This is a genomic window from Acinetobacter geminorum (assembly GCF_013009345.1).
In the GTDB taxonomy this organism is placed as follows: Bacteria; Pseudomonadota; Gammaproteobacteria; order Pseudomonadales; family Moraxellaceae; genus Acinetobacter; species Acinetobacter geminorum.
Genome location: NZ_JABELE010000001.1, coordinates 53,037 through 76,378 on the forward strand (window position 1 = coordinate 53,037; position 23,342 = coordinate 76,378).

Here is a 23,342-nt window from a genome sequence, read left to right on the forward strand (position 1 = left end):
TTAACCTCCTAAATAAATTTTCATAATCTGGTCACCCCATAAAAAGGCAACCCAGCCCGCAATGGCAATATATGGTCCAAAGGCAAAAGGCTGATTATCATTACGTAATTTTAGTAAAATGATGCCAATAATTGCACCAAGTAAAGATGACAATAGCACAATTAATGGCAGCATCAATGGCCCCATCCACGCGCCTAATGCGGCAAGTAATTTAAAGTCGCCGTAGCCCATACCTTCTTTGCCTGTAATCACTTTAAATAAGTAATACACAATCCAAAGACATAAAAAGCCGATTAAATATCCCCAAATAGCTGAGTTAGGCGAGGTGTAAATATTAAAGGTATTAATACCTAAGCCGAGAGCAGCCAAAGGTAGTGTGAAACGATCGGGTAGCAGCTGAGTATCAAAGTCTATAAATGTCAAAGCAATCAGAACCCAAGTGAGCACTAGTCCCCAAAGCATTTGTAGGGTCGGGCCAAATACCATAACCACGACTAATGAACATAGCATGGTGAGTAATTCAATCGCTGGATAACGGATGCTAATAGGATGTTGGCAATGGCCACATTTTCCTCTTAACATCAACCAACTTATGACAGGAATATTTTGATACCAACGAATAGGTTGATGACACTTTGGACATGATGAAGCAGGTTTACTTAATGTCAGCTTTTCATGCTCAATGATGGGTTGTTCGGGATTAAGCAACATTTGACATTCCTGCTGCCAATCTTGTTCCATCATTTTCGGGGTGCGATAAATCACCACATTTAAAAAGCTACCAATACATAGGCTCAATAGTGCAACTGCAATATAAAGTGCGGTTAAGTTTTGAATAAAATAAGCAATAATTTCTTGCATTATATGACTGAGCCCATTTGGAAAATTGGAAGATACATCGCAATCACTAGACCGCCAACGAGCACCCCTAAAATTGCCATGATTAAAGGTTCCATCATTGAAGTTAAACCATCAACGGCATTATCAACTTCATTTTCATAATAAGTGGCAACTTTATCGAGCATGCTGTCTAGTGCACCAGATTCTTCACCAATTGCGACCATTTGTATAGCCATAGATGGAAAACGATTTGAAACACGCATTGCAAATTGGAGTTGTTGGCCTGTAGCAACATCTTCACGAATTTTCATGACGGCTTCTTCATAAATGACATTGTTGGTTGCACCAGCCGTTGACTCAAGCGCATCAATGAGCGGAACACCTGCGGCAAACGTAGTGGCTAAAGTACGGCTATAACGGGCAATAATCGCCTTATAAACCAGATCGCCAAAGATAGGTAGTTTCAGTGTGAGTTTATCTAAGCCATCACGGAATTTTTTACTGCGCTTCTTGGCTTCCAGAAAGGCAGCAATCACTGCTCCAATCACAATAATCATAATGAACCAGTATTCCTGCATCCATTTCGACATATTCACGACCATTTGGGTAAATGCAGGTAAATCTGCACCAAAAGAAGAAAACAGGTCTTGGAAAACAGGAACTACTTTAACCATCAAAATAATGGTAACAACCACAGCAACCACGATAACCGTTGCTGGATATTTCATAGCCTTCTTAATTTTCTGCTTAAGCAATTCACTTTTTTCTTTGTAAATTGCTACACGGTCCAACATAGTTTCAAGCGCACCAGATTGTTCACCAGACTCTACAAGAGAACAAAACAAGTTATCGAAGTGTTGAGGATACTTTCTTAAAGCTGAAGCAAAGGTACTACCACCTTCAACTTCACCTTTAATCCCGAGTACCACCTCGCGCATGGCTGGGTTTTCTAGACCCTCCGCTACAATTTCAAAGCCTTGTACCAGTGGCACACCTGCTTTCATCATCGTTGCAAGTTGTCGCGTAAAAATTGTGATATCGAGTGTTGATACTTTCTTCTTGAATAAACCCTCAAGAATATTTTTACGCTTTTCCCGAATGTTACGGACAGTTACACCTTGTTTGCGTAGGGTGACTTTGGCTAAGGCCATATTCTTAGCTGGAAGTTCGCCCTTAATTTTTACGCCCTTACGGTCAACCCCTTCATAAGCAAAAGTCGGCATCATTTGTGCCTTTTTGACAGTCATGAATTATCCTTATTTTAAATTGTCTTTTATTCACTAGTCACGCGGTTGACTTCTTGTAAGGAAGTGACGCCTTGCATGACTTTCTTTAACCCTGAACGACGCAGATTATTAAACCCCAGTTTTTCAGAAGCAGCAGCGATTTCTAAAGCATTGCCATCTTCCATAATAATCTTGGAAATTTCAGGTGTAACTTTCATCACCTCGTAAATACCTACTCGACCTTTGTAGCCTTCACGACACTCAGTACAACCCACAGGTTGAAAAACTTGAAAATCGGGGTGGGTTAAATCCTGTTCGGTAAAGCCCATTTCTATTAGGCTCTGTTTAGGGATGTCGGCAGGAATTTTACACTGTGGGCATAACCGACGCGCCAAACGTTGAGCAATCACCAGATTGACAGACGTCGCGATATTAAAGGATGGAACACCCATATTACGTAGGCGAGTAAGTGTTTCTGGAGCACTATTGGTATGCAGTGTGGACATTACCATGTGACCGGTTTGTGCAGCCTTAATCGCAATCTCAGCCGTTTCTAAGTCTCGAATCTCACCGACCATAATAATGTCAGGGTCCTGACGTAAAAAAGATTTCAGTGCAGCCGAAAAAGTAAGACCTACTTTCGGGTTAACGTTAACCTGATTAATACCTTCAAGGTTGATTTCGACTGGATCTTCGGCAGTGGAAATATTAGAGCTTTCAGTATTTAAAATATTTAAGCCTGTATATAAAGATACCGTTTTACCAGAACCTGTAGGGCCTGTAATGAGAAGCATACCTTGTGGTTTATCGAGTGCTTCTAAAAAAAGAGCTTTCTGATCTTCTTCATATCCTAAAGCATCAATGCCGAGCATTGCGCTAGATGGATCGAGAATACGCAGAACCAGTTTTTCACCAAACAAAGTTGGAAGTGAGTTCACACGAAAATCGATGGCTTTAGTTTTTGATAACTTAAGCTTGATACGACCATCTTGAGGCACTCGTTTTTCGGAAATATCCATTTGAGACATGACTTTTAAACGAGAAGCTAATCGGTTAGCCAATTGCAAAGGCGGATTTGCAATCTGACGCAACACGCCGTCGACTCGGTAACGGACCCGATATGATTTCTCATAGGGTTCAAAATGTAAGTCTGAAGCCCCCATACGAATTGCATCGATGAGTAATTTATTAATATATTTAACAATAGGTGCTTCATCGCCTTGAGGCGTTTCTTCCTCATCCTCTTGTGAGGATGGAGCTTCTAGATCTACATCAAGATCAAACTCTTCATCACTAAATTCGAAGCTACTTTCTTCGGTAAATTGCTGCGCCAGAATTTTCTCAAGCTTATGGTGCTCGACAATAACTGGCTCAACCATGAGCTTGCTATTGAAGCGAATGGCATCAATCGCTTCAATATTACTCGGGTTGCTGGTCGCGACATACAAAATCTGTCCTCTTTGTATAAGAGGTAAGACCCGATGTTTTAAAATCAGTTTCTGATCAACCAAATCTTTGGGAATTTGGCTTGTGTCGTAAACATCCAGATCAAAATATGGTTCAGCAAATTCAATAGAAATTGTTTCTGCTAATAAAGAAGGGGAGAGATGAACCTCTTCAATCAGGTACGCAACCGTATCCCGTTTAGCTCTTTTTGCTGCATCTAATGCTGTTTGCATGGTCGCTGCCGACACATGTTTTTCTTCGACTAATCGCCGAAAAAACCCCGAAAATTTTGGAGATGTATGTATGACTGACATCTGCCTACCTGTGCTCATATGTTTATAATTGGTATATAAAAAATTATACTTTTGTTATCTAAAATTACTACCTGAGAAAATGATGCTCTGGTCTTGATCCACTCGCCAAAGCTTGAACTAGTCGAAGTTTTTATTCATTAATTTTTGAAAGAGGATTCTTTAGATTCAATAAAGTTTTATAACTGTTTTCAATTAGTAGAAAAGATATGGGCAAAGCCGTTAAAGAAAAGTATCTGAAATTTGTATAAATGCGTGTAGAATGTGCTGCATTTTTGATGAAAGGTGAGCCGTATGTCGGGTTCGACGATTACGCCTTGGGTAGTTGGCAACTGGAAAATGAACCCAATGCGTGCCAATGCCAAACAACTTATAGAAGAATTTAAACAACTATTGCAACAAAACCAAATTGCAGATGAAAGCTGTCATGTAGGGGTTGCTCCGGTTTCTATTGCACTTGCAATGGTACAAACACAATTGCAAGATGCTGCAAGAACAGTATATACAGTTGCACAAGATGTATCACGTGTAGCGGGTACTGGCGCTTATACTGGCGAAGTCAGCGCAGAACTATTAAAAGATAGCCAAATTAATTTTGTACTGGTTGGGCATTCTGAGCGCCGTGATATTTTTGGCGACAACGTTGAAATTTTGAAAGCTAAACTCCAAAATGCATTAAATGCGGGCTTGACTGTCATTTATTGTGTCGGTGAAAGCCTCGAACAACGTGAACAAGGTTTGGCAGAACAAGTTGTATTGCAACAAATTTGTGATATTGCTCCTGTAGTGACTGCTGAGCAGTGGCAAAAGCAAATTGTAATTGCCTATGAGCCAATCTGGGCAATTGGGACAGGTAAAACTGCTTCTCCACAAGATGCACAGGCAATGCATGCTAAGATTCGTGAAGGTTTAAGTCAGATTACCCCAGCGGGTTCAGACATTGCGATTTTATATGGCGGTAGTGTAAAAGCTGAAAATGCAGTCGAATTGGCGGCATGTCCAGATATTAATGGTGCGTTGGTAGGCGGTGCTTCGTTAAATGCAGCATCTTTTTATCAAATTGTACAAGCCTTTGCACAAAGTAAATAACGAGGATAGGGTATGCACTCTTTTGTACTGATCGTACATATTATTTTAGCGGTACTGATGATTGCCTTAATTCTAGTGCAACACGGTAAAGGTGCTGATGCCGGTGCTTCTTTCGGCGGTGGTGGAGCAGCAACCGTATTTGGTGCTTCAGGTTCAGGTAACTTCCTTACTCGACTTACTGCTATCTTAACAGCGTTGTTTTTTGTGACGAGTTTAACTCTAGCTGTTTTCGCAAAAAAACAGACTACTGATGCATATAGTTTGAAAACTGTACAAACTACGGCACCAGTTCAAACGACATCGCCTGAAACTTCACCAAATGCACCGAAATCGAGTCAATAATTCGAAATAGGGCTTTCCTTTTGCAGTGGGAAGGACTAGAATGCGTCCCACAAGCTGCGGTGGTGGTGGAATTGGTAGACACGCTACCTTGAGGTGGTAGTGCCTTCGGGCGTGGGGGTTCAAGTCCCCCCTTCCGCACCAACTTTGAACCAGAAAGTTGAGTGCAAGCAGTTTTTTGATGCGGGATGGAGCAGTCTGGTAGCTCGTCGGGCTCATAACCCGAAGGTCGTTGGTTCAAATCCAGCTCCCGCTACCAATTTGATTAAGGTGCAACTTAATCAAGCGAATATTGGATAAGTTTACATTGACTTTTTTCGATATTTGTATATAATTTTTGCACGTTGATGCGGGATGGAGCAGTCTGGTAGCTCGTCGGGCTCATAACCCGAAGGTCGTTGGTTCAAATCCAGCTCCCGCTACCAAGTTTCTTAAAAGAGGCTCACAGACAGGTGGGCCTTTTTGCACAGTGGACTATTGTTTTCTGTGCTAAATAGGGGCGATTAACGCCCTTTTTTATTGGTTATCGTATCGCTATCGTGTAGTGTCGACATCAATTGGTCAAATAGTCATGCTTCACTATAGTAGGTCTGTGTCGGTTAAAACAACCGATTGAATCGCACGAGAATGACGAGAGTAAATGAAATTATCAAATAAATCCCAAGCATTGCATGACTTAATTGTTCCTGCAGTGGAAGCATGTGGTGTCGACCTTTGGGGAATCGAGTTTCTCCCACAAGGTAAACGTTCATTATTGCGTATTTATATCGATAAAGCGGTAAGTGAAGATGCTGAGCCTGTAATTAATGAAGATGGCGAAGTAGAACTAGGCCGTGGTATTGGTGTACAAGATTGTGTGCGTGTAACACAACAAGTTGGCGCAATGTTGGATGTTCATGATCCAATTTCAGGTGAGTATTCATTAGAAGTTTCTTCACCGGGTTGGGATCGTCCATTTTTTCAACTAGAACAGTTACAAGGCTACATCGGACAACAAATTGCTTTGCGTTTAATTGCAGCAGTAGAAAACCGTCGTAAATTTCAAGCAAAACTTATCGCAGTAGACCTTGAAAATGAAGAAATTCAGGTTGAAGTTGATGGGAAGCATGTGCTTGTGATCGACAGCAACAATATCGATAAAGCAAACTTGATCTATCAAGATTAAATTTATTTAAATTTTATAAGAAATCGGTAGGTGACTTATGGGCCGCGAAATTCTTACCGTTGTTGAAACGGTTAGTAATGAAAAAGGTGTTAGTCGTGAAGCGATCTTCGAAGCTTTAGAACAAGCTCTAGTTGCTGCAACGAAGAAAAGATTTTACGAAGGTACGCATGCTGAAGAAGCTCAGCTTCGTGTAGAAATTGATCGTAAAACTGGTGATTACCGTACGTTCCGTCAATGGACTGTTGTGGCAGATGAAGATCATGAAATGCCGGCTTGCCAAGATGCAATTTCTGACGTTGATCCAGCTAAATGGTCAATTGGTGACGTGCGTGAACTCGAAGTAGAATCTATTGAGTTTGGTCGTATTGCTGCACAAATTGCAAAACAAGTTATCGTACAAAAAATTCGTGAAGCTGAGCGTGCTTTAGTTGCTGATGCATACGAGTCTAAAGTTGGTGAGTTAATTTACGGTGAGGTGAAAAAACAAACCAAAGATGGCTTCATTATCGACTTAGGCGACAACGCAGAAGCTTATCTTGCACGCGAAGAAATGATTCCAAAAGAAATTCTTCGTCCAAAACAACGTGTAAACGCTATTTTATATAATGTTAACCGTGAAGGTCGTGGCGCTCAGTTGTTGTTATCACGCGCTAAGCCTGAAATGTTAATTGCTTTAATGAAAAAAGAAATTCCTGAAATTTCTGAAGAAATTATTGAAATTAAAGCAGCGGCACGTCAACCAGGCGTTCGTGCTAAAATTGCAGTGAAAACAAATGATCACCGCATTGACCCTGTAGGTGCATGTATTGGTATGCGTGGTACGCGTATTCAAGCTGTACAACAAGAGTTAAATGGTGAACGTATTGATGTAGTGGTCTGGTCTGATGATCCGGCTCAATACATTGCTAGTGCATTAGAACCAGCTGATGTTTCAGGCATCGTGCTTGATGAAGATGCAAGAAGTGCCGACATTATTTTTGCAACCAGCGATCAATTAGCTCGTGCGATTGGCTCTCAAGGTCAAAACGTTCGTTTAGCTTCTGATTTAACTGGCTACAAACTCGACATGATGCTTGAAGAAGAGTATCGTGCTCGTCAGCAAAATGAAGCTCAGCAATATCTTGATATGTTTGTATCACGTCTCGATATTGAAGAAGATTTAGCAATGGCATTGGTGGAGATGGGCTTCACTTCTTTAGAAGAGATTGCTTATGTTCCTGCTGAAACTTTTGACGAAATTGAGCTTGATGCTGAGTTGGTTGAGTTATTGCAAAGTCGTGCAAAAGAAGCAGCCCTTACTGATGCTTTGAAACAGCAAGAAAATATTCAAGAACCGAGCGCAGACCTTCTTACTATGGAAGGCATGACTTCTGAGATCGCTTACTCGCTTGCCGCTCGCGGTATTATTACTGTCGACGATTTGGCAGATCAGGCTACTGATGATATCTCTGATATTGAAGGACTTGGTCATGAAAAAGCAGGTCAATTGATCATGAAAGCTCGCGAATCATGGTTTAACTAGGAGATGAAATATGACGGACAAGTCGATTAAAGAGTTAGCTCTCAGTGTAGGACGTCCTGTTGAGAAGCTCCTAGAACAGGCTCGTGAAGCAGGTTTGCCTCAACGTACAGCAGACGACATTATTACCACTGAACAACAGGATACTTTGGTCAATCACTTGAAAAAAGTTCATGGTCAGGAAAGTGGTAACACAGGAAAAATTGCGTTGAAACGTAAAACAACCAGTACCGCTAAAGTTGCAAGTACTTCAGGCAAAGCAAAAACAATTAACGTAGAAGTACGTAAAAAACAGGTTTTTGCTAAACCAAACCCTGAACAAATTGCAGCTGAAGCTAAAGCACGTGCAGAAGCCGAAGCGAAAGCACGTGTAGAACAGCAAACGCGTGAAACTGCCGAGCAAAAAGCGCGTCTTCAAACAGAGCAAAAAGCTAAAGCAACTTTAGATGCTATGCGTGCTGCTCATCAACAAGATAGTGCTGCACAGACAGCTCCAAAAGCTGCTGTTGTAGTGAAAAAGCGTGGTGGTGGTACAGTAAAACCTGCACCAAAACCAGCTGAAACTCCAGAACAGAAACGAGCTCGTGAAGAGCAGTCAGCTCAGTTAAAAGCAACTGAAGAAGCTGCTCGTCGTAAAGCGGCTGAAGAAGCTCAGCAACGTACACTTGAACAAATGCGCAAAATGGCGTCTAAGTATTCAAATGACGATGCTACTACGACAATTCGTGTGATTGATGATTCTCCACTTGCTTCAGGTCTAGTTGGCCAAGCTTATGAAGATTCATTTAAGCAAGAAGACCGTGAAATTAAACGCGGTGGCGCAACCACTAACCCACGTGCTGGGAAGAAAGGTGGTCGTCGTGGTCAAGAAGAGCAAAGCTTTGTTAACCATAACAAACGTGGTTTAAAATCAAGCCAAGCGAATAAGCATGGATTTGAAAAGCCAGTTAAAAAGCAAGTTTATGATGTAGAAATCGGTTCAAGCATTGTTGTTGCCGATCTTGCTCAAAAAATGGCGATTAAAGTACGTGAAGTTATCAAAACACTTATGAAAATGGGTGAATTGGTTAATCAAGATCAAGCTATTGATCAAGACACAGCGGCACTTGTTGTAGAAGAAATGGGCCACAACCCTGTTTTAGTTTCTGATACACAAGCGGAAGATAACTTGCTTGAAGCAGCTGAAGAAGCTCGTGGTGAGCAAACAACTCGTCCGCCAGTTGTTACCATTATGGGTCACGTTGACCATGGTAAAACATCATTGCTTGACCGTATCCGTCGTTCGAAAGTGGCGGCTGGAGAAGCAGGTGGTATTACCCAGCATATTGGTGCATATCACGTTGAAACAGACAAAGGAATTATTACATTCCTTGATACACCGGGACATGCGGCATTTACTTCAATGCGTGCACGTGGTGCTAAAGCAACCGATATCGTTGTATTAGTTGTTGCTGCAGATGACGGTGTAATGCCACAAACTGCAGAAGCAATTGACCATGCTCGTGCAGCAGGTACTCCAATTATTGTTGCAATCAACAAAATGGATAAAGAATCTGCTGATCCAGACCGTGTGTTAAATGAATTAACAACTAAACAAATCGTTCCAGAAGAATGGGGTGGTGATGTTCCAGTTGCTAAAGTTTCTGCACACAGTGGACAAGGTATTGATGAACTCCTTGATTTAATTCTTATTCAATCAGAATTGATGGAATTAAAAGCATCTGCTGAAGGTGCTGCGCAAGGTGTTGTTATTGAAGCACGTGTTGATAAAGGCCGTGGTGCAGTAACTTCGATTCTTGTTCAAAACGGTACATTAAACATTGGTGACCTTGTTCTTGCAGGTTCATCATATGGTCGTGTCCGTGCAATGTCTGATGAAAACGGTAAGCCGATTAAATCAGCAGGACCATCTATTCCGGTAGAAATTCTGGGTCTTCCAGATGCTCCAATGGCGGGTGATGAAGTTCTTGTTGTAAATGACGAGAAGAAAGCGCGTGAAGTTGCCGATGCTCGTGCTGACCGTGAGCGTCAAAAACGTATTGATCGTCAAAGTGCAATGCGTCTAGAAAATATCATGTCGTCAATGGGCAAAAAAGATGTTCCTACAGTGAACGTTGTTTTGAAAACAGACGTACGTGGTACTTTAGAAGCATTGAATGCAGCTCTACATGAATTATCTACTGATGAAGTAAAAGTTCGTGTAATTAGCTCAGGTGTTGGTGCGATTACCGAGTCTGATGTGATTCTTGCTGAATCTTCAGAAGCTGTATTATTAGGCTTTAACGTTCGTGCCGATACTACTGCTCGTCAGAGAAGTGACCAAGATGGTATCGATATTCGTTACTACAGCATCATCTATGAATTGATTGATGATGTAAAAGATGCCATGAGCGGTAAGCTTGCTCCTGAACATCGTGAAACAATCTTGGGTGTTGCGGAAGTACGTGAAGTATTCCACTCAAGTAAGTTTGGTGCAGCAGCAGGCTGTATGGTACTTGAAGGCACATTACATCGTAATAAACCGATTCGCGTATTACGTGATGATGTTGTAATTTTCCAAGGCGAGCTTGAATCTCTTCGTCGTTATAAAGATGTTGTTGATGAAGTTCGTGCTGGTATGGAATGTGGCCTTGCAGTGAAAGGTTATAAAGACATCAAACCACAAGATAAGATCGAAGTGTATGATGTTCAATTGATTAAACGGAGTCTTTAATGGCGGGTAGCCAACGCTTAAAGCGCATGGCGGATTCAGTACAACGTGAGTTGTCTGATCTAATCCGTCAAGAGCTTAAAGATCCTCGCTTAGGTGGTCTAGTGACCATCTCTGCGGTGAAAGTCAGTGCGGATATGGGTTATGCTGAAGTTTATGTCACCGTTATGGGACGTGAACTAGGCGATGAGCAAAGTGAAGCAGCAAATAAAGAAACTTTAGATGTATTAAATAAAGCTTCTGGTTTCTTGCGTCATGAATTGAGCCGTCGCATTAAGACTCGTATTACGCCTCGCTTACGTTTCCATTACGATAAGACGAATGCATATGGTAACTATATGTTTGGTCTAATCGAAAAAGCGGTACAAGATTTACCAGAACGTAAGTCAGATGATGAAGAGTAATTAAAACTCAAAATAAAAAAGCCACCTTCGGGTGGCTTTTTTATTGATTCAATTTTTTATTCTTTAGGAGGTTCCATTGGTGGTTTGTTTTGTGAAAAGCGCTGACCAATTTTATAACGATCCCAAGGTAGAGGGCGTTCAATAGCTTCAGGTACTTCACCACTCAATGAGCGTAAACGTAAATGTAGCGCAGCTTGAGCAATCAAATTAGCCGAAACTGGTGCGGTAATGAAAGCTAAAAGGGTAATAAGTAGCTCAGCAAAACCGAACCGCCCTTCGAAAGCAAAAAATATCATTGAAGCGATCAGAAAGCTTCCTAAACCAAGCGTACTCGATTTAGTTGGCGCGTGTAAGCGCATGAATAAGTCGGGTAAACGGACCATACCGATTGAGCCAACTAACATGAAGAAGGCGCCAAAAACCAGAAAGACCGAAACAATAATTTCAATTGTAAATTGCATTTGACCTCTCCTTAATCGATAACATGACCGGTTGTGAAGTAGCGTGCTAAGGCAGCTGTAGATACGAAACCTAGCATCGCAACCAGCAGTGCTCCTTCAAATAGAGAAGTCGTCATCCAATAAATGCCTAACACAACAATCAGGCAAGTTGCATTGAGGAAAAGCGTATCGAGCGCTAAAAGGCGGTCTACAATTGAAGGCCCCATAACCAGTCTAAAAAGGCAAAGTAGCATCGAGATTGTAATGGCAATCAAGCTAATACCTAGAGCATAAGGTAGGATTGTCATGCACTTGCCTCCGTTTTACTTTTCACATTAAAAATTTCCATAAGAGGAATTTCATAACGTTGTTTGATGTCTTGAATATCAGATTCAGTATTATCTGTGCTCAAAGCATGAACCAGAATATCCCCACGTTCCTGATCAATACCCGCAGAAACCGTACCTGGTGTTGTGGTAATGATCATTGCCAGTAAGGTGTTGACCTGCTCATGTTCTGTCTCTAAAGGTACGCGATACCATTTAGGATGTAATTTTTTAGTAGGCCCCAAAACAAGTTTTGCGACCTTAAAGTTAGAAATAATAATATCCCAAAGAACCACAAAACATAGTTTAACCGCAGGTTTCCAGTGAATATGCGGTGTGCGAGTAATAAACGGTTTGACTAAGCGAGGGATAATTAAGCCCAAAAGCATAGCAGTCAAAAGATCACTCGCATCCAGACTATGCGCCAGCATTAACCAAAATAAAATGATGAGAACCGAAACAAATGGATGTGGAAACCAGCGTTCAAGCAAATGAGATAACTGCATTGTTATGGCTCCATAGGTTTCAATTGACTTTCATCAACAATGGTAGGCGTTTGGAGTTTGTCCTGTTGCTGAATTTGTCGTTGTTTATATTCAGAAATATGTTCGCCATTGAGCGTATCTTTCGAAATAATATCTGGAACAAGATAAGCATTATGATCTTCAACCTCACCGCCATACTTCGTTTCCGGTAAGTAACTTGGGTCATATGGCTGTACACTAATGAACTCACCGTTTTGATCTACTTTAAGAATAGAGTGTTGGTAAAGCGCATGGTCTTGGATCTGTTGTGCGGTGCTTAATGTGTAATGCTGAATTGGTGCAGCAAAAACAACATATGCGATTAAACCAGCCAAGAATAGATAAATGACTTGATCGTTACGTGGCGGTGCGCGTTCCGGTAAAGCACGATAAAGAATATAAGCTGGCTGGATTGGATCTTCTTCTGGAGAAGATGCGCGCCAGAATAAGATAAAACCAACACGTGTGAGTGCAATAATACTTAATAGGCTTACCACAAGCACAACACCAATAATCCAGCCTTGATAGCTAGCTTCAACTGTCGCTTGTAAAATGAATACTTTTCCAAGAAAACCACTAAAAGGTGGTAATCCAGCCATCATCATCGCAATCAAGAAATAAGTCAGCATAGCCGCTTTTTCTTGTTTAATTCTTGGGGCAACTTTTAAATGATCTTTAAAATCTCCACGTTGTGAGGTAATCCATCCACAAAATAGATAAAAAGCTGCTCCGATCAATGTACTGTGCACTAAGTAATATAAAGCGCCAGACCATGCCTGTGTATTAGACATGGCAATTGCTGTAAGTAAGGTGCCAATTGAAGAAAGGACCATAAAGCCGACAAATCGACGTAAACGATCTGCCCCAATTGCGGCAATCACACCATAGAGTGAAGTAATTAAGCCAATAGGGAGTAACCAGCTTTTTAAGATTTCTTGACTAAGTGCATCGTCAAAGACTGTTCCATTTACACGTAAAATAGAATAGATCCCGACTTTAGTCATGATGGTGAAAATAGCAGCTACAGGTGTACTTGCAACGGCATAAGTTTTTGGTAGCCAAAAACCGACAGGAAGCATTGCTGCTTTAATGCCGAAGACAACAAAAAGAAGTAAGGAACCAGCGACTGCTAATTTGTGTTGATCTGCTTCAAGTGTCGGTATAAGACGTGAGACATCCGCCATATTAAGGCTACCCACACTGCCATAAATCATGCCAAGCCCAATTAAGAAGAGGGCAGAGGCTAAAAGATTGATAATGACATAGTGAACACCAAGCTGAAAACGAGGTTTGCCTTGTCCATGTAAGAGCAACACATACGAAGCCATCAGTAGGATTTCAAAAAAGACGAAAAGGTTAAATAAGTCGCCTGTTAGAAATGCGCCACAGATCCCCATCAATAGGAAATGTACCATTGCATGGAAATAGCGACCACGGGTGTCCCAGTTGTCACTTGCATACCATAAAACTGGTACTGCTAATGCATAGGTCAGTACTAGCATAAAAGCAGACAGACGATCGAGTACAAGCACAATACCAAATGGTGCTGACCATTCACTTAATTGGTAAACAGTAATTTGACCCGTACTGGCGTAACTTAGATAAACAATAGCGGTAATTAATCCGGCAATTGCTGAGATAAGACTAATACCACGACGCCAAGGCTGACGCCAGTCATCTTTTAAGGAGCCTGCCCCTGGGTTACCTAACAGTAATAAGATAAAAGCAGTAAATGCTGGGATAAGAATGCTAAAAATAGGCGTGTGTTGTTGCCAAAAAGATAAAAAATCAAACATCACGGCTCATCCTCACGTGGGTCGTATGTTGGGGAAGCATCTTCTTTAGCATCAACATGATCACTACCTGATTCATAACGGCTACGTAGCGCCAGTTGTACAATAAACGCTGTAGTTGCAAAACCGATCACGATGGCAGTTAACACCAGTGCTTGAGGAAGTGGATCGGTTATTTTTGTTGTTTCAGTTAAAATTGCCGGTGAGCTGATTTGTAGTCGACCCATGGCAAATAAAAATAGGTTTACTGCATAACCGATTACAGCCAATCCAAGTACAACAGGGAAGGTACGAGCACGTAAAATCAGATAAATACCTGTGGCAACAAGTAAACCAATAGCAGAAGCCAATAAGAATTCTAAACTGATCATGATGATTCCTCCCGATTTTGTACAGGACCAGACATACTCGAGTGACGAGAGTCGCCTAATACAGAGATAAGCAACATTGTCGCGCCTACAACGGTGATATAAACACCCAAGTCAAAACTTGCAGCTGAAGGTAAATGTAGTTTTCCTAGAATTGGTAATTCAACATAGATATGAGCGCTAGTGAGGAAAGGACGTAACCAGAACCATGCTGCTACACCGGTCAGACCTGCAATCATTAATCCTGTGCCAATCCAGACTTCATAAAGGCGGCCAGACTTCGCTTTTAACAGCTGTTCTGCTTGATCTTGACCTAGTGCAATATATTGAATGATTAGCGCCATTGAGGTGATTAGACCTGCAATGAAGCCACCGCCTGGATAGTTGTGTCCTCGCAAAAAGATATAAACGCTGACCACAAGCGCTAGTGGTAATACCCAAGATGCTGTAATACGGAACATAAGCGGTGATGGATTAAAACGGTAGGTGAGACCTTGCGTCATGGTTGTGCCGTGTACACGCATACCATCCATAAGACATAGAGCACCAATCGCAGCGATGCCTAATACTGTAATTTCACCGAAGGTATCGAAGCCACGGAAGTCAACTAAAATGACATTTACAATATTTGAGCCACCACCAAGTGGTAGAGACTGTTGGGCAAAGAACCAAGAAATCGAATTGTGATCACGGGTTAAAATGAGCCACGTAATCCAACCAATTCCTAAACCTCCAATAATTGCTAAAGCTGCATCTCTTAAACGTCTAGAACGAAGAGACTCATACGGTGTTAGCTGTGGAAGTAACGATAAGCTCATTAGTAAGAGAACAGTGGTTACTACATCTACTGTAATTTGAGTCAGTGCTAAATCTGGCGCTGACATGGTGACGAAGACCATCGTTACCACTAGACCAATTGCACCACTAATAAGTACTGCCTTAATACGCTCATGGTGGAACCAGAGCATCATCCAACAGCCTGAGAACAACGTTAGCCAAAGAACTACAGCAATCCATGGAGCATGGGTGAGTTCACGCGTACCTGTGCTCAGCCCTTGATTGAGTAAAGGCATTGTCACTATGATGATGCTAAAAGCGACTATCCAGAACAAATAACTTTGCAATGAACCATTTTCAGTTTTTTGTTTGATTTTCCGGCTTGTAAGAAGCAAATGTTTTAAAAATAAATCAAATAAGATGCGGCCTTGTAATCTACCTAGGCGCGGATCAAGGTCAATTTTACGAATCATGCCGTCTTTTGCTAAAGCAAAGTAGAACAGCGTACCGCCCACTAAAGCAATAATACTCATCACAAGAGGAGCGTTGAATCCATGCCAAATTGCAAGGTGTGTACCTGCAAATTCTGGTTGCATTAAGCTTGCTCTAGTTACGCTATTGACCAGTGGTTCTACCAATAACGAAGGCAGAATGCCGACCAAGATACAGAGTACAGCAAGAAGAATGGCTGGAGCACGCATCCCGATTGGTGGTTCATGTGCGTCTTTATTTGGCACTTGTTTACCGATTGGGCCGTCAAAGAACACACCATGCACTAAGCGAATTGAATAACTTACTGCGAAGATACCAGCCAGAGTGGCAATAATACTGGCAAAGATAACCGTTGAACCTGAAAGATTTGCCAATAGCTCGGTAAAGAACATCTCTTTTGAAATAAAGCCGTTGGTAAGTGGTACACCTGCCATAGAGGCAGCGGTGATCATGGTGAGTGTGGCAGTGAAAGGAAGTAATTGCCAAATACCACTGAGTTTTCGAAGATCACGTGTGCCAGTTTCATGATCAATAATCCCTGCAAGCATAAACAGCGCTGCTTTAAATGTTGCATGGTTAATAATATGGAAAATAGCAGCGGCAACCGCTAAAGGAGAACCGATCCCAAGTAAACAAACAATAAGCCCTAAATGACTAATGGTTGAATAGGCTAACAGTCCTTTTAAATCTTCTTTGAAAATAGCAAAACACGCTGCCATACAGAGCGTAAAGAGGCCGACAAACGTAACGATATTGTGATAGATCGCAGCGCCTATAAAGATTGGAAGTAAGCGGGCAAGTAGAAAAATCCCGGCTTTTACCATGGTCGCAGAGTGCAGGTAAGCGGACACTGGTGTTGGTGCCGCCATTGCGTTAGGTAACCAAAAATGAAATGGAAATTGAGCACTCTTTGTAAATGCACCAAGCAAAATAAGCAATAACATAGGCATAAAAAGAGTGTGAGCTTGGATCACATCTTTCATGCCCATGATTTCGCTAATTTCATAGGTTCCGGTGATTTGTCCTAATAGAACAAATCCACCTAGCATTGCTAAACCGCCCATCCCTGTAATGGTGAGTGCCATCCGAGAGCCACGTTGAGCAGCTTCATAATGACTCCAATAACCCACTAACAAGAAAGATGAAATACTGGTGAGCTCCCAAAAGACTAATAAAATAATAAGATTATTAGAGAGCGAAATACCCAGCATTGCTGCCATAAACAGCATGAGTAAAGTATAGAGTTTACTTAATGAATTTTTAGGGCCTAAATAATAATAGGCGTATATATAAATGAGTGTACCGATACCGGTAATAAGTAAAGAGAATAATAAACCAAGAGCATCGAGCCTGAAGCTCAGATTGATCCCTAATTGAGGTAGCCAATCCCAGCTTTGTTGAATGCTTGCACCACCAAGCACAGTTTTAGCTTGAGTCAGTAATAAACCAAAACTGGTTAAACTGACTCCAATTGCCCCTAAAGCCGTTACTCCACGCGAGAACCGTTGAAGCAATGAAACAAGGGTGGTGCCTAATATTAACGGTAATAAGATAATTATCGGTAGCACACTCGTATCCATATATGATTTAGGCCGAAACCTAAAGGTGAAATTTTAATTTCAGAATAGATAGGAATTCAAAGAGAGTTCCAAAGCTTATTATTCCGAAAACCCAACCAAATTAGAAAATAAAGCGAGAAACAAGTTGTATTGCGCAACTTGAAGAATAAAAACGCAAAATGAAATTTATTGTACACTAAAAAAGCATTGAAAATCTGATGTTATTACATGTAGTAACAACATCTAGTTGTTTTAGTGCCCAAAAAACTCACTCAACTATATATTTTGTGAGTGCGGTTTTTTCGATTATAAAACTTAAACCGAAGGGCTCTCTTCCGGTGTGTCTCCCGCATGAATCATTCTTAATAATTCATTTTTTTGTTGTTCATTCAAACCCTGAATCTGCTGAAATAAAACCTCAATCTGTGCTGGTGTTGGGTCTATTAAGCTCAGAGGCTGTGCTTCTATAGATGGTGTTAAAGGCTCGCTTCTTTGAAGTAAGGTATAGATATGTTCAAGCTGTTGTTTGGTGGTGTTTAGATCAAGATGGCTAATTTTACCGTGTTCTAATTTTAGACATTGATAGGTCGAAGCATGTTCAAGGAGCTCTTCACGACTTCCTGTTGCAATAATTTGTAGGCGTGGGAAGGCTTGATGAAGTCGATTTAAGATCTCGGAGCAATGCGTTGAGTCGAGCTGTGCATCAATTTGATCAATGAGTAAAACGCCATCCCCCTCAAGGCAAGGGTTTAGGCTTAAAGGATTAAGTAAACAGAGTCGGCGGGCTATATCGCCTACTAAAGCAATCCAAGTTTTTGTTGTATTTGAAAGTTGCTGAAAAGGTAAAGTTTGATCTTCATAGTCGACCATGAGTTGCAGTCGAGGCTGATACTGTAGATAGAGGTCTTTAAGCTCAGGCAAAACTATATTCAATGCATTCTTGAGGGCATAGAGATTGGGTGAAGTGAGCTGTTTAGGTTGCCCTGCTAACTCTTTTTGGAGCTCATTTAATAATTCTGTTTGATCTTGTTGATCTGACTGTTTAGATCTAATCCGTTGTACTAGATATGCAGCTTGAGCATTTTCGATATCACTGATTTCTCGTAACCATTCAAAAAAGCGTGTAAAAGTTGTAAACGGTAGTGGGCTAATATCATAGGCTGAAATGGCTTGAGTAATGCCAGGTAAATTTTTATTAAGCAGATTAATATCATTTACAAATCGCTCGGCTGGGTAGTAAGCGATTAAGGGAAGTCCTTGTAATGGATCTTTTTTTATGACTTGTTGATAAAGAGCCATGGTTTGGTCAAGTTGCTGAGTTTCAACTTGGCTCACTCCAATCCCGCTTGCATTTAAGGTTTTAAAAAGTTTCCAGCTACACAGCGAAGAATCTACCTGCTGAGCAGAGGTACTTTCTGGTAGATGACCAATTTCTGAAGGAACTTGAATAGTCACTTCAATTTTTGATTGTAGACGCGACTGAGTAATGTCTTGATCAGGCATGACAATACCGGGACTACGCAAATCTTTAAGGCGAGCAGGGAGCCAAGTTAAAGCATGGTAAGTATGTTTGAGCAACATACTTTTACCAGTTGCCTGTTCACCTAAAATTAAGGTGATTGGCTGTTTTTTATAGTGAAAGTGTATTTTAAGGTCGTGAAACAGAGCAATATGTTTAAATTGGACAGATTCAAGTTTCATAGGCTCACCTAAATATGAGCGCTTCAACCAACCGACTGACGAAGACTTAAAGGCGCCCTTAGTTTTAATTGTTGTATCAGATCATAAAGATGATGGATATTTAGACTTACTTTAGCACGAGTACAGGCAACGTACAGTAATCTTAATTCTTCATCGGTAATCTTGTGTTCTAACCCATTAATTTTAAATTGATAGTCATCTTCAATATGAACGCGGTTCCATTCTAAGCCTTTCGCTTTATGGGCTGTAGAGATGACGTAGTCAGCTTGCTCAAGTGGTGTAATCTTTGCAAGCGCTTTTTTTAGTGGGTCGGTGCCGTGGTCATCGACAAGTTTAACCAATGGCTTAATATCACTACCTTCATTAGTTTCACAGTATTCATGGACATCATGCCATGAATTAAACCATGCTAATTCAGGTACATCAGTAACTCGTTTTCCTTGCTTTAAGAGGCTTGCGGCATCTACAAAACGGTTTAGTTTTTGATGGTCAGCCTGCAAACTTACTTTATCGCCGTGAACTAAACCAGCTAATAAAAGTTCCATTGCACGAGCATTGGTACGGCACAAAATCGCATCACGCATTTTAGTGTGTGGTTTATTTACAACACTTGATTTCTGGTTTGGATTACCAAGCAGAGGAACAGTTTCATTTAAGCCGCCCAGCAATGCATTGGCAACATCGGCAATCGTTTCACCAAAACGAAAAGAAGTGGTGAGGCGAGACTCTGGCAATGGTAATTGCTGCATGGCATTAATTGCACCACGCCACGCGTAGATTTGCTGATGTGCATCGCCAACATAGATAACCTGAGTATTTTTTTGACGAAGCAAAATGCCCAACATTAAAGGATCAGCATCTTGTGCTTCATCAAATAGTACATAATCGGCTGGAATGTTCGGTTCAGACAATGCCCAAAGTTTGAGGTAAACATCGTGACCAATTCCTGCTTGATGATTCGGGTCGATCGACTCTAACCAGCGGCGTTCAACAGCAGGGTAAAGATGAGTTTGTAGCTCGGTAATATCGTCTGGATGTAACCAGTTTGGTGCCTGAATATGTCGAGGAGCAGGGTATTGCGAGCTGGTCGAGCAAAAATAGCTGACAGCATTGGCGACAAGACTTGCGAGGCGACTTGGCATTAAGACGTATTTTTCATAACGTCCACCCATCATGCGTCGCAAAGTTATAGGTTGTAGTCGATATTCTTTTGCAATAAAACTTGGGCTTAAGCGAGGTAAGCGTAATTTATCAGTCACACCTCGTGGCACACTGCGAAAAGCGAGGGAGTGAAAAGTACGACAATCTACATTACGATGAAATTTGTTTTGTGCTTCGCCTGCAATTGCCTTGTTAAATGCTAGATACATACCGCGCCGTTCAGGCATGGCATCACTAATCATTTGTAAGGTAGTAGTTTTACCTGTACCCGCATAGGCAATCACTTTAAATGATTGCCCAAGACGTGCGTTATCTATGGCAATTGCTTGCTCATAGGTGGCTTTAGGTTTTTCGATATTCGACACTGAGTGATTTTAAACCTTGTTACGGTTAGCTTTTTCAACTAAACCAGATAAACCCTGACGACGAGCTAATTCGTCAATAATAAGTTGTGGATTAAGATCGAAATAACCCAACATGACAATGCTATGGAACCACAAATCGGCAGTTTCATAAATCAAGTCATTTAAATTACTTTCTGTATTTTGAGCAGCGTAGTCTTTCGCAGCAATAATAGTTTCTACGCTTTCTTCACCGACTTTTTCCAAGATTTTATTGATGCCCTTTTTGTAGAGGCTTGCAACATATGACGTATCCGCTTCTGCTTGTTTACGCTCTTGCATTAATTGCCCTAAGTGAGCAAGTACATCCACTTGTTCTGTCGTGTGATCATGATCGTGGCTTTCAGTTTTGGCTTTATCGCCATAAATTGCAGTAGGATCTTTTAATTGTGCATCGACAATTTCCCAGCCCTGTGGGGTAAGTTTACGGTAGAAACAAGACTCACGACCTGTATGGCATGCAATACCGCCGTGTTGCTCAACTTGTAATATGATTACATCGCCGTCGCAGTCCAGACGAATTTCATAAACCGTTTGGAAATGACCTGATTCTTCACCCTTGTGCCAAAGTTTTTGGCGAGAGCGAGAGAAATACACCGCCTGATTTTTTTCTGCTGTGAGCGCAAGTGATTCACGGTTCATCCACGCCACCATCAAAATACGTCCGGTTTGATGATGTTGAGCAATGGCAGGGATAAGACCTTGTTCGTTAAATTTTACTTCATCGAGCCATTGCGTGTTATTCATGAGGAATCACCAAAGAAATATGAACTATAAATTGATTTCAATCAGATGCTAAAAATAGCTTGTATAGTGTACGGCATCAACGTCGCTTTGCGGAAAAATTCTTTGTCCTTTTTGTCTTTGTCAGCGTAATGAGTAGCTTGTACTTTTTACTCATAAGTGCCTTATTCAGATGGCTGAGTCATTAGAATATTTGAAATCTCAATCAAATTTTGATCTGGATCACGAATATAAACTGAAAGAATAGGATGCATTGCACCAGTACGTTCAATCGGACCTTCTTCAATTTGAATATTTAATTGATTAAGGTACGCAACTACTTCTGAAATGGGAGTGTCAGAAATAAAACACAAATCGGCAGATCCGGGAGTCGGCTGTAATGCCTTGGGTTCAAACTCATTGCCTTGCTGGTGTAAATTTATTTTTTGATTTCCAAACTTTAGGGCCTTTCTATTACCTTTAAACGTGATGACCTCAAACCCCAATACGGTTTGATAGAAATGACAGGTGGTTTCAATATTCGAGACAGTTAAAACAAGATGATCAAGATGGCTGATTTTCATGTGTTACTCACTATTATTTGGTGGGGTTAATAGTCAGACAGAGATTCGCTTTCTAAATGAAATGCACTGTTTTCTTTAGGCGTTTGAGCTACCTGATCATAATCAAGTTGCTGGAATGGACCAGTCTTTAAGCCTGAAATCGTAATTGCCATTTCTTTTCGAAAATAAGGGATTTGATACATCCACGGAAAAACTAGATCTCTTAAACCTCCAGCCCACCAATGATCAGATTGATAAAGTGGTGTTAATAAGCGACTAAGAAATTGATAAAACTGGGTGGATGAACGGCGAAGCTGGTGGTAGTGCTGCCAGAGCAGGGACCAATCAATACTCTGGTTCTTTTGAGCATGTTGTAATGATTGAGAGAAAGCCCAAGCATCCAATAATGCCATATTTGCACCTTGACCTAACTGTGGACTCATCGCATGAGCTGCATCTCCAATTACTCCAACTCGACCCTGACCAAATTGAGTCAGGACCACATCGCGGTAGTTTGCAGATAGCCATTTAGGCTGAGTTTGACTGTTATACAAAATTTCTTTCAGCCATTCTGCAACTTTGGGCCAACGTTCTGAGACTTGCTTTAACCAAGCTTGTTTAGCCTGCTCATCTTGTAAAAAGCTTTGTAGTTGTGGTGTAGGTAGACTCCAAAAAACACTTGAAAGGCGCTGTTGAGGTTTGGTTGGAATCGCTCCCGTAGGAAGAATTCCCATCATAATTTTCGAGCGATCATAAAATTGATGCAGAATTTTAGGATCGAGGACTTGGCACTCGGGCACGATACTCCACATAGCCCCCCAAGGATAAGCTTTGTCAACCTTTACCCATGCTTTAGGGCGTAATTGACTACGAGCACCATTGGCAATGAGTAGGCCATCAAAGCAAGCATCAAACTTTTGATTTTGATGACTGCCGAATAGCCGAACTTCATCGTTATGTTCTTCAAAACTTTCAACAGAGTGGTTCATACACCAAGTAATCTGGCTTGAATATTCGCTAAGTTTTTGAGTGAGAACGTGACATAAAGTGGCTCGGTGTATACCTAGACCATAAAGATTTGTTGATGCTTCGCGATAGTGACTGTTAACTAAAAGACGCTTGTCTGGAAGTTGTCCTTCTAAGCCTGTGACTTTCGCACCTAAGGTTAGGGCTTTTTCGAGCACACCTAAGTGTTCAAATACAGCTAAGCCCGCAGGTTGTAGTAATAAACCGGCACCTACCGGAGATAACTCATCAATTTGTTCAAAAATAGTAACGTTATTGCCTTGGCGGGCAAGCAAAATGGCAGTGGCTAAACCTGCTGTACCTGCACCGATAATGGCAAAATGAGGTGTTTTCATTGTTTGTTCTTTTGAAGCATTTATAGCTTCAATTTAGCAATGAACGAATAGCTGATCTATAAATTTTTTGAAAATTAAATTTTTTCCATAAAAAATCCCTTGCA

General features: G+C 41.2%; 20 protein-coding genes and 3 tRNA genes. 9 read left to right on the forward strand and 14 right to left on the reverse strand.

Annotated features, from left to right (window positions below; translation table 11 throughout):
- From HJG58_RS00270 to pilB, 3 genes are read right to left on the reverse strand one after another with little or no spacing between them, the layout of a single operon-like run.
- On the reverse strand, positions 1-861 hold the full coding sequence (locus HJG58_RS00270) for a prepilin peptidase (RefSeq protein WP_170247558.1): 861 nt from the start codon (positions 859-861) through the stop codon (positions 1-3).
- The gene (locus HJG58_RS00275) at positions 861-2,087 is read right to left on the reverse strand and encodes a type II secretion system F family protein (protein ID WP_005079343.1); all 1,227 of its coding nucleotides are present in this window, start codon (positions 2,085-2,087) and stop codon (positions 861-863) included. The genes HJG58_RS00270 and HJG58_RS00275 overlap by 1 nt, the downstream gene beginning before the upstream one ends.
- Before the next feature lie 26 nt (positions 2,088-2,113).
- Entirely contained in the window at positions 2,114-3,826 is a 1,713-nt protein-coding gene (gene pilB / locus HJG58_RS00280; protein ID WP_170247559.1) for a type IV-A pilus assembly ATPase PilB, read from the reverse strand.
- Between the two features lie 291 nt (positions 3,827-4,117).
- Between pilB and tpiA the strand changes: the two genes are divergently transcribed.
- From tpiA to HJG58_RS00325, 9 genes are all read left to right on the forward strand, one after another.
- Positions 4,118-4,912, forward strand: a complete 795-nt coding sequence (tpiA, locus tag HJG58_RS00285; RefSeq protein ID WP_046812055.1) for a triose-phosphate isomerase — start codon at positions 4,118-4,120, stop codon at positions 4,910-4,912.
- A 12-nt stretch (positions 4,913-4,924) separates the two neighbouring features.
- Positions 4,925-5,254, forward strand: a complete 330-nt coding sequence (gene secG / locus HJG58_RS00290; RefSeq protein WP_002115012.1) for a preprotein translocase subunit SecG — start codon at positions 4,925-4,927, stop codon at positions 5,252-5,254.
- 56 nt (positions 5,255-5,310) lie between these two features.
- Positions 5,311-5,395: transfer RNA gene (locus tag HJG58_RS00295), tRNA-Leu, on the forward strand.
- Positions 5,396-5,433: 38 nt separating this feature from the next.
- Positions 5,434-5,510: transfer RNA gene (locus tag HJG58_RS00300), tRNA-Met, on the forward strand.
- A gap of 89 nt (positions 5,511-5,599) precedes the next feature.
- Positions 5,600-5,676, forward strand: a tRNA-Met gene (locus HJG58_RS00305).
- Positions 5,677-5,891: 215 nt separating this feature from the next.
- Entirely contained in the window at positions 5,892-6,416 is a 525-nt protein-coding gene (gene rimP / locus HJG58_RS00310) for a ribosome maturation factor RimP (RefSeq protein ID WP_002114922.1), read from the forward strand.
- 37 nt (positions 6,417-6,453) lie between these two features.
- Positions 6,454-7,938: a transcription termination factor NusA gene (gene nusA / locus HJG58_RS00315; RefSeq protein ID WP_002115134.1), complete on the forward strand. Its 1,485-nt coding sequence runs from the start codon at positions 6,454-6,456 to the stop codon at positions 7,936-7,938.
- 10 nt (positions 7,939-7,948) lie between these two features.
- Positions 7,949-10,648 carry a translation initiation factor IF-2 gene (gene infB, locus HJG58_RS00320; RefSeq protein ID WP_039763518.1) on the forward strand — a complete coding sequence of 900 codons (2,700 nt, stop codon included), beginning with the start codon at positions 7,949-7,951 and terminating at the stop codon, positions 10,646-10,648.
- A complete protein-coding gene (locus tag HJG58_RS00325) occupies positions 10,648-11,049 on the forward strand; it encodes a ribosome-binding factor A (protein ID WP_002157043.1) in 402 nt (133 codons plus the stop codon). Before infB ends, HJG58_RS00325 begins: the two co-directional genes overlap by 1 nt.
- A 56-nt stretch (positions 11,050-11,105) precedes the next feature.
- Here HJG58_RS00325 and HJG58_RS00330 read toward each other — a convergent pair whose 3' ends face one another.
- From HJG58_RS00330 to HJG58_RS00380, 11 genes are all read right to left on the reverse strand, one after another.
- Positions 11,106-11,510, reverse strand: a complete 405-nt coding sequence (locus HJG58_RS00330; RefSeq protein WP_170247561.1) for a Na+/H+ antiporter subunit G — start codon at positions 11,508-11,510, stop codon at positions 11,106-11,108.
- An 11-nt stretch (positions 11,511-11,521) separates the two neighbouring features.
- The gene (locus tag HJG58_RS00335; protein ID WP_016142368.1) at positions 11,522-11,797 is read right to left on the reverse strand and encodes a monovalent cation/H+ antiporter subunit F; all 276 of its coding nucleotides are present in this window, start codon (positions 11,795-11,797) and stop codon (positions 11,522-11,524) included.
- A complete protein-coding gene (locus HJG58_RS00340) occupies positions 11,794-12,321 on the reverse strand; it encodes a Na+/H+ antiporter subunit E (protein ID WP_170247562.1) in 528 nt (175 codons plus the stop codon). The genes HJG58_RS00335 and HJG58_RS00340 overlap by 4 nt, the downstream gene beginning before the upstream one ends.
- A 2-nt stretch (positions 12,322-12,323) precedes the next feature.
- Positions 12,324-14,135 (reverse strand): monovalent cation/H+ antiporter subunit D, encoded by a 1,812-nt coding sequence (locus HJG58_RS00345; protein ID WP_170247563.1) that lies wholly within the window; start codon positions 14,133-14,135, stop codon positions 12,324-12,326.
- Entirely contained in the window at positions 14,135-14,503 is a 369-nt protein-coding gene (locus tag HJG58_RS00350; protein WP_002115033.1) for a Na+/H+ antiporter subunit C, read from the reverse strand. Before HJG58_RS00350 ends, HJG58_RS00345 begins: the two co-directional genes overlap by 1 nt.
- Entirely contained in the window at positions 14,500-17,349 is a 2,850-nt protein-coding gene (locus tag HJG58_RS00355) for a monovalent cation/H+ antiporter subunit A (RefSeq protein ID WP_170247564.1), read from the reverse strand. The genes HJG58_RS00350 and HJG58_RS00355 overlap by 4 nt, the downstream gene beginning before the upstream one ends.
- 294 nt (positions 17,350-17,643) lie before the next feature.
- On the reverse strand, positions 17,644-19,029 hold the full coding sequence (locus tag HJG58_RS00360; protein WP_170247565.1) for an AAA family ATPase: 1,386 nt from the start codon (positions 19,027-19,029) through the stop codon (positions 17,644-17,646).
- A gap of 23 nt (positions 19,030-19,052) precedes the next feature.
- A complete protein-coding gene (locus HJG58_RS00365) occupies positions 19,053-20,555 on the reverse strand; it encodes a UvrD-helicase domain-containing protein (protein ID WP_170247566.1) in 1,503 nt (500 codons plus the stop codon).
- A gap of 9 nt (positions 20,556-20,564) precedes the next feature.
- The gene (gene hisIE / locus HJG58_RS00370) at positions 20,565-21,338 is read right to left on the reverse strand and encodes a bifunctional phosphoribosyl-AMP cyclohydrolase/phosphoribosyl-ATP diphosphatase HisIE (RefSeq protein ID WP_032062861.1); all 774 of its coding nucleotides are present in this window, start codon (positions 21,336-21,338) and stop codon (positions 20,565-20,567) included.
- A gap of 161 nt (positions 21,339-21,499) precedes the next feature.
- Positions 21,500-21,898 (reverse strand): VOC family protein, encoded by a 399-nt coding sequence (locus tag HJG58_RS00375; protein WP_032062863.1) that lies wholly within the window; start codon positions 21,896-21,898, stop codon positions 21,500-21,502.
- A gap of 26 nt (positions 21,899-21,924) precedes the next feature.
- Positions 21,925-23,238 (reverse strand): FAD-dependent oxidoreductase, encoded by a 1,314-nt coding sequence (locus HJG58_RS00380; protein WP_170247567.1) that lies wholly within the window; start codon positions 23,236-23,238, stop codon positions 21,925-21,927.
- Between the last annotated feature and the right edge of the window lie 104 nt (positions 23,239-23,342).

Excerpts from the sequence above, each read along its gene's own strand:
- HJG58_RS00270 (WP_170247558.1), bottom strand. The coding sequence starts at position 861 with ATGCAAGAAATTATTGCTTATTTTATTCAAAACTTAACCGCACTTTAT.
- HJG58_RS00275 (WP_005079343.1), bottom strand. The coding sequence starts at position 2,087 with ATGACTGTCAAAAAGGCACAAATGATGCCGACTTTTGCTTATGAAGGG.
- pilB (WP_170247559.1), bottom strand. The coding sequence starts at position 3,826 with ATGTCAGTCATACATACATCTCCAAAATTTTCGGGGTTTTTTCGGCGA.
- tpiA (WP_046812055.1), top strand. The coding sequence starts at position 4,118 with ATGTCGGGTTCGACGATTACGCCTTGGGTAGTTGGCAACTGGAAAATG.
- secG (WP_002115012.1), top strand. The coding sequence starts at position 4,925 with ATGCACTCTTTTGTACTGATCGTACATATTATTTTAGCGGTACTGATG.
- rimP (WP_002114922.1), top strand. The coding sequence starts at position 5,892 with ATGAAATTATCAAATAAATCCCAAGCATTGCATGACTTAATTGTTCCT.
- nusA (WP_002115134.1), top strand. The coding sequence starts at position 6,454 with ATGGGCCGCGAAATTCTTACCGTTGTTGAAACGGTTAGTAATGAAAAA.
- infB (WP_039763518.1), top strand. The coding sequence starts at position 7,949 with ATGACGGACAAGTCGATTAAAGAGTTAGCTCTCAGTGTAGGACGTCCT.
- HJG58_RS00325 (WP_002157043.1), top strand. The coding sequence starts at position 10,648 with ATGGCGGGTAGCCAACGCTTAAAGCGCATGGCGGATTCAGTACAACGT.
- HJG58_RS00330 (WP_170247561.1), bottom strand. The coding sequence starts at position 11,510 with ATGCAATTTACAATTGAAATTATTGTTTCGGTCTTTCTGGTTTTTGGC.
- HJG58_RS00335 (WP_016142368.1), bottom strand. The coding sequence starts at position 11,797 with ATGACAATCCTACCTTATGCTCTAGGTATTAGCTTGATTGCCATTACA.
- HJG58_RS00340 (WP_170247562.1), bottom strand. The coding sequence starts at position 12,321 with ATGCAGTTATCTCATTTGCTTGAACGCTGGTTTCCACATCCATTTGTT.
- HJG58_RS00345 (WP_170247563.1), bottom strand. The coding sequence starts at position 14,135 with ATGTTTGATTTTTTATCTTTTTGGCAACAACACACGCCTATTTTTAGC.
- HJG58_RS00350 (WP_002115033.1), bottom strand. The coding sequence starts at position 14,503 with ATGATCAGTTTAGAATTCTTATTGGCTTCTGCTATTGGTTTACTTGTT.
- HJG58_RS00355 (WP_170247564.1), bottom strand. The coding sequence starts at position 17,349 with ATGGATACGAGTGTGCTACCGATAATTATCTTATTACCGTTAATATTA.
- HJG58_RS00360 (WP_170247565.1), bottom strand. The coding sequence starts at position 19,029 with ATGAAACTTGAATCTGTCCAATTTAAACATATTGCTCTGTTTCACGAC.
- hisIE (WP_032062861.1), bottom strand. The coding sequence starts at position 21,338 with ATGAATAACACGCAATGGCTCGATGAAGTAAAATTTAACGAACAAGGT.
- HJG58_RS00375 (WP_032062863.1), bottom strand. The coding sequence starts at position 21,898 with ATGAAAATCAGCCATCTTGATCATCTTGTTTTAACTGTCTCGAATATT.
- HJG58_RS00380 (WP_170247567.1), bottom strand. The coding sequence starts at position 23,238 with ATGAAAACACCTCATTTTGCCATTATCGGTGCAGGTACAGCAGGTTTA.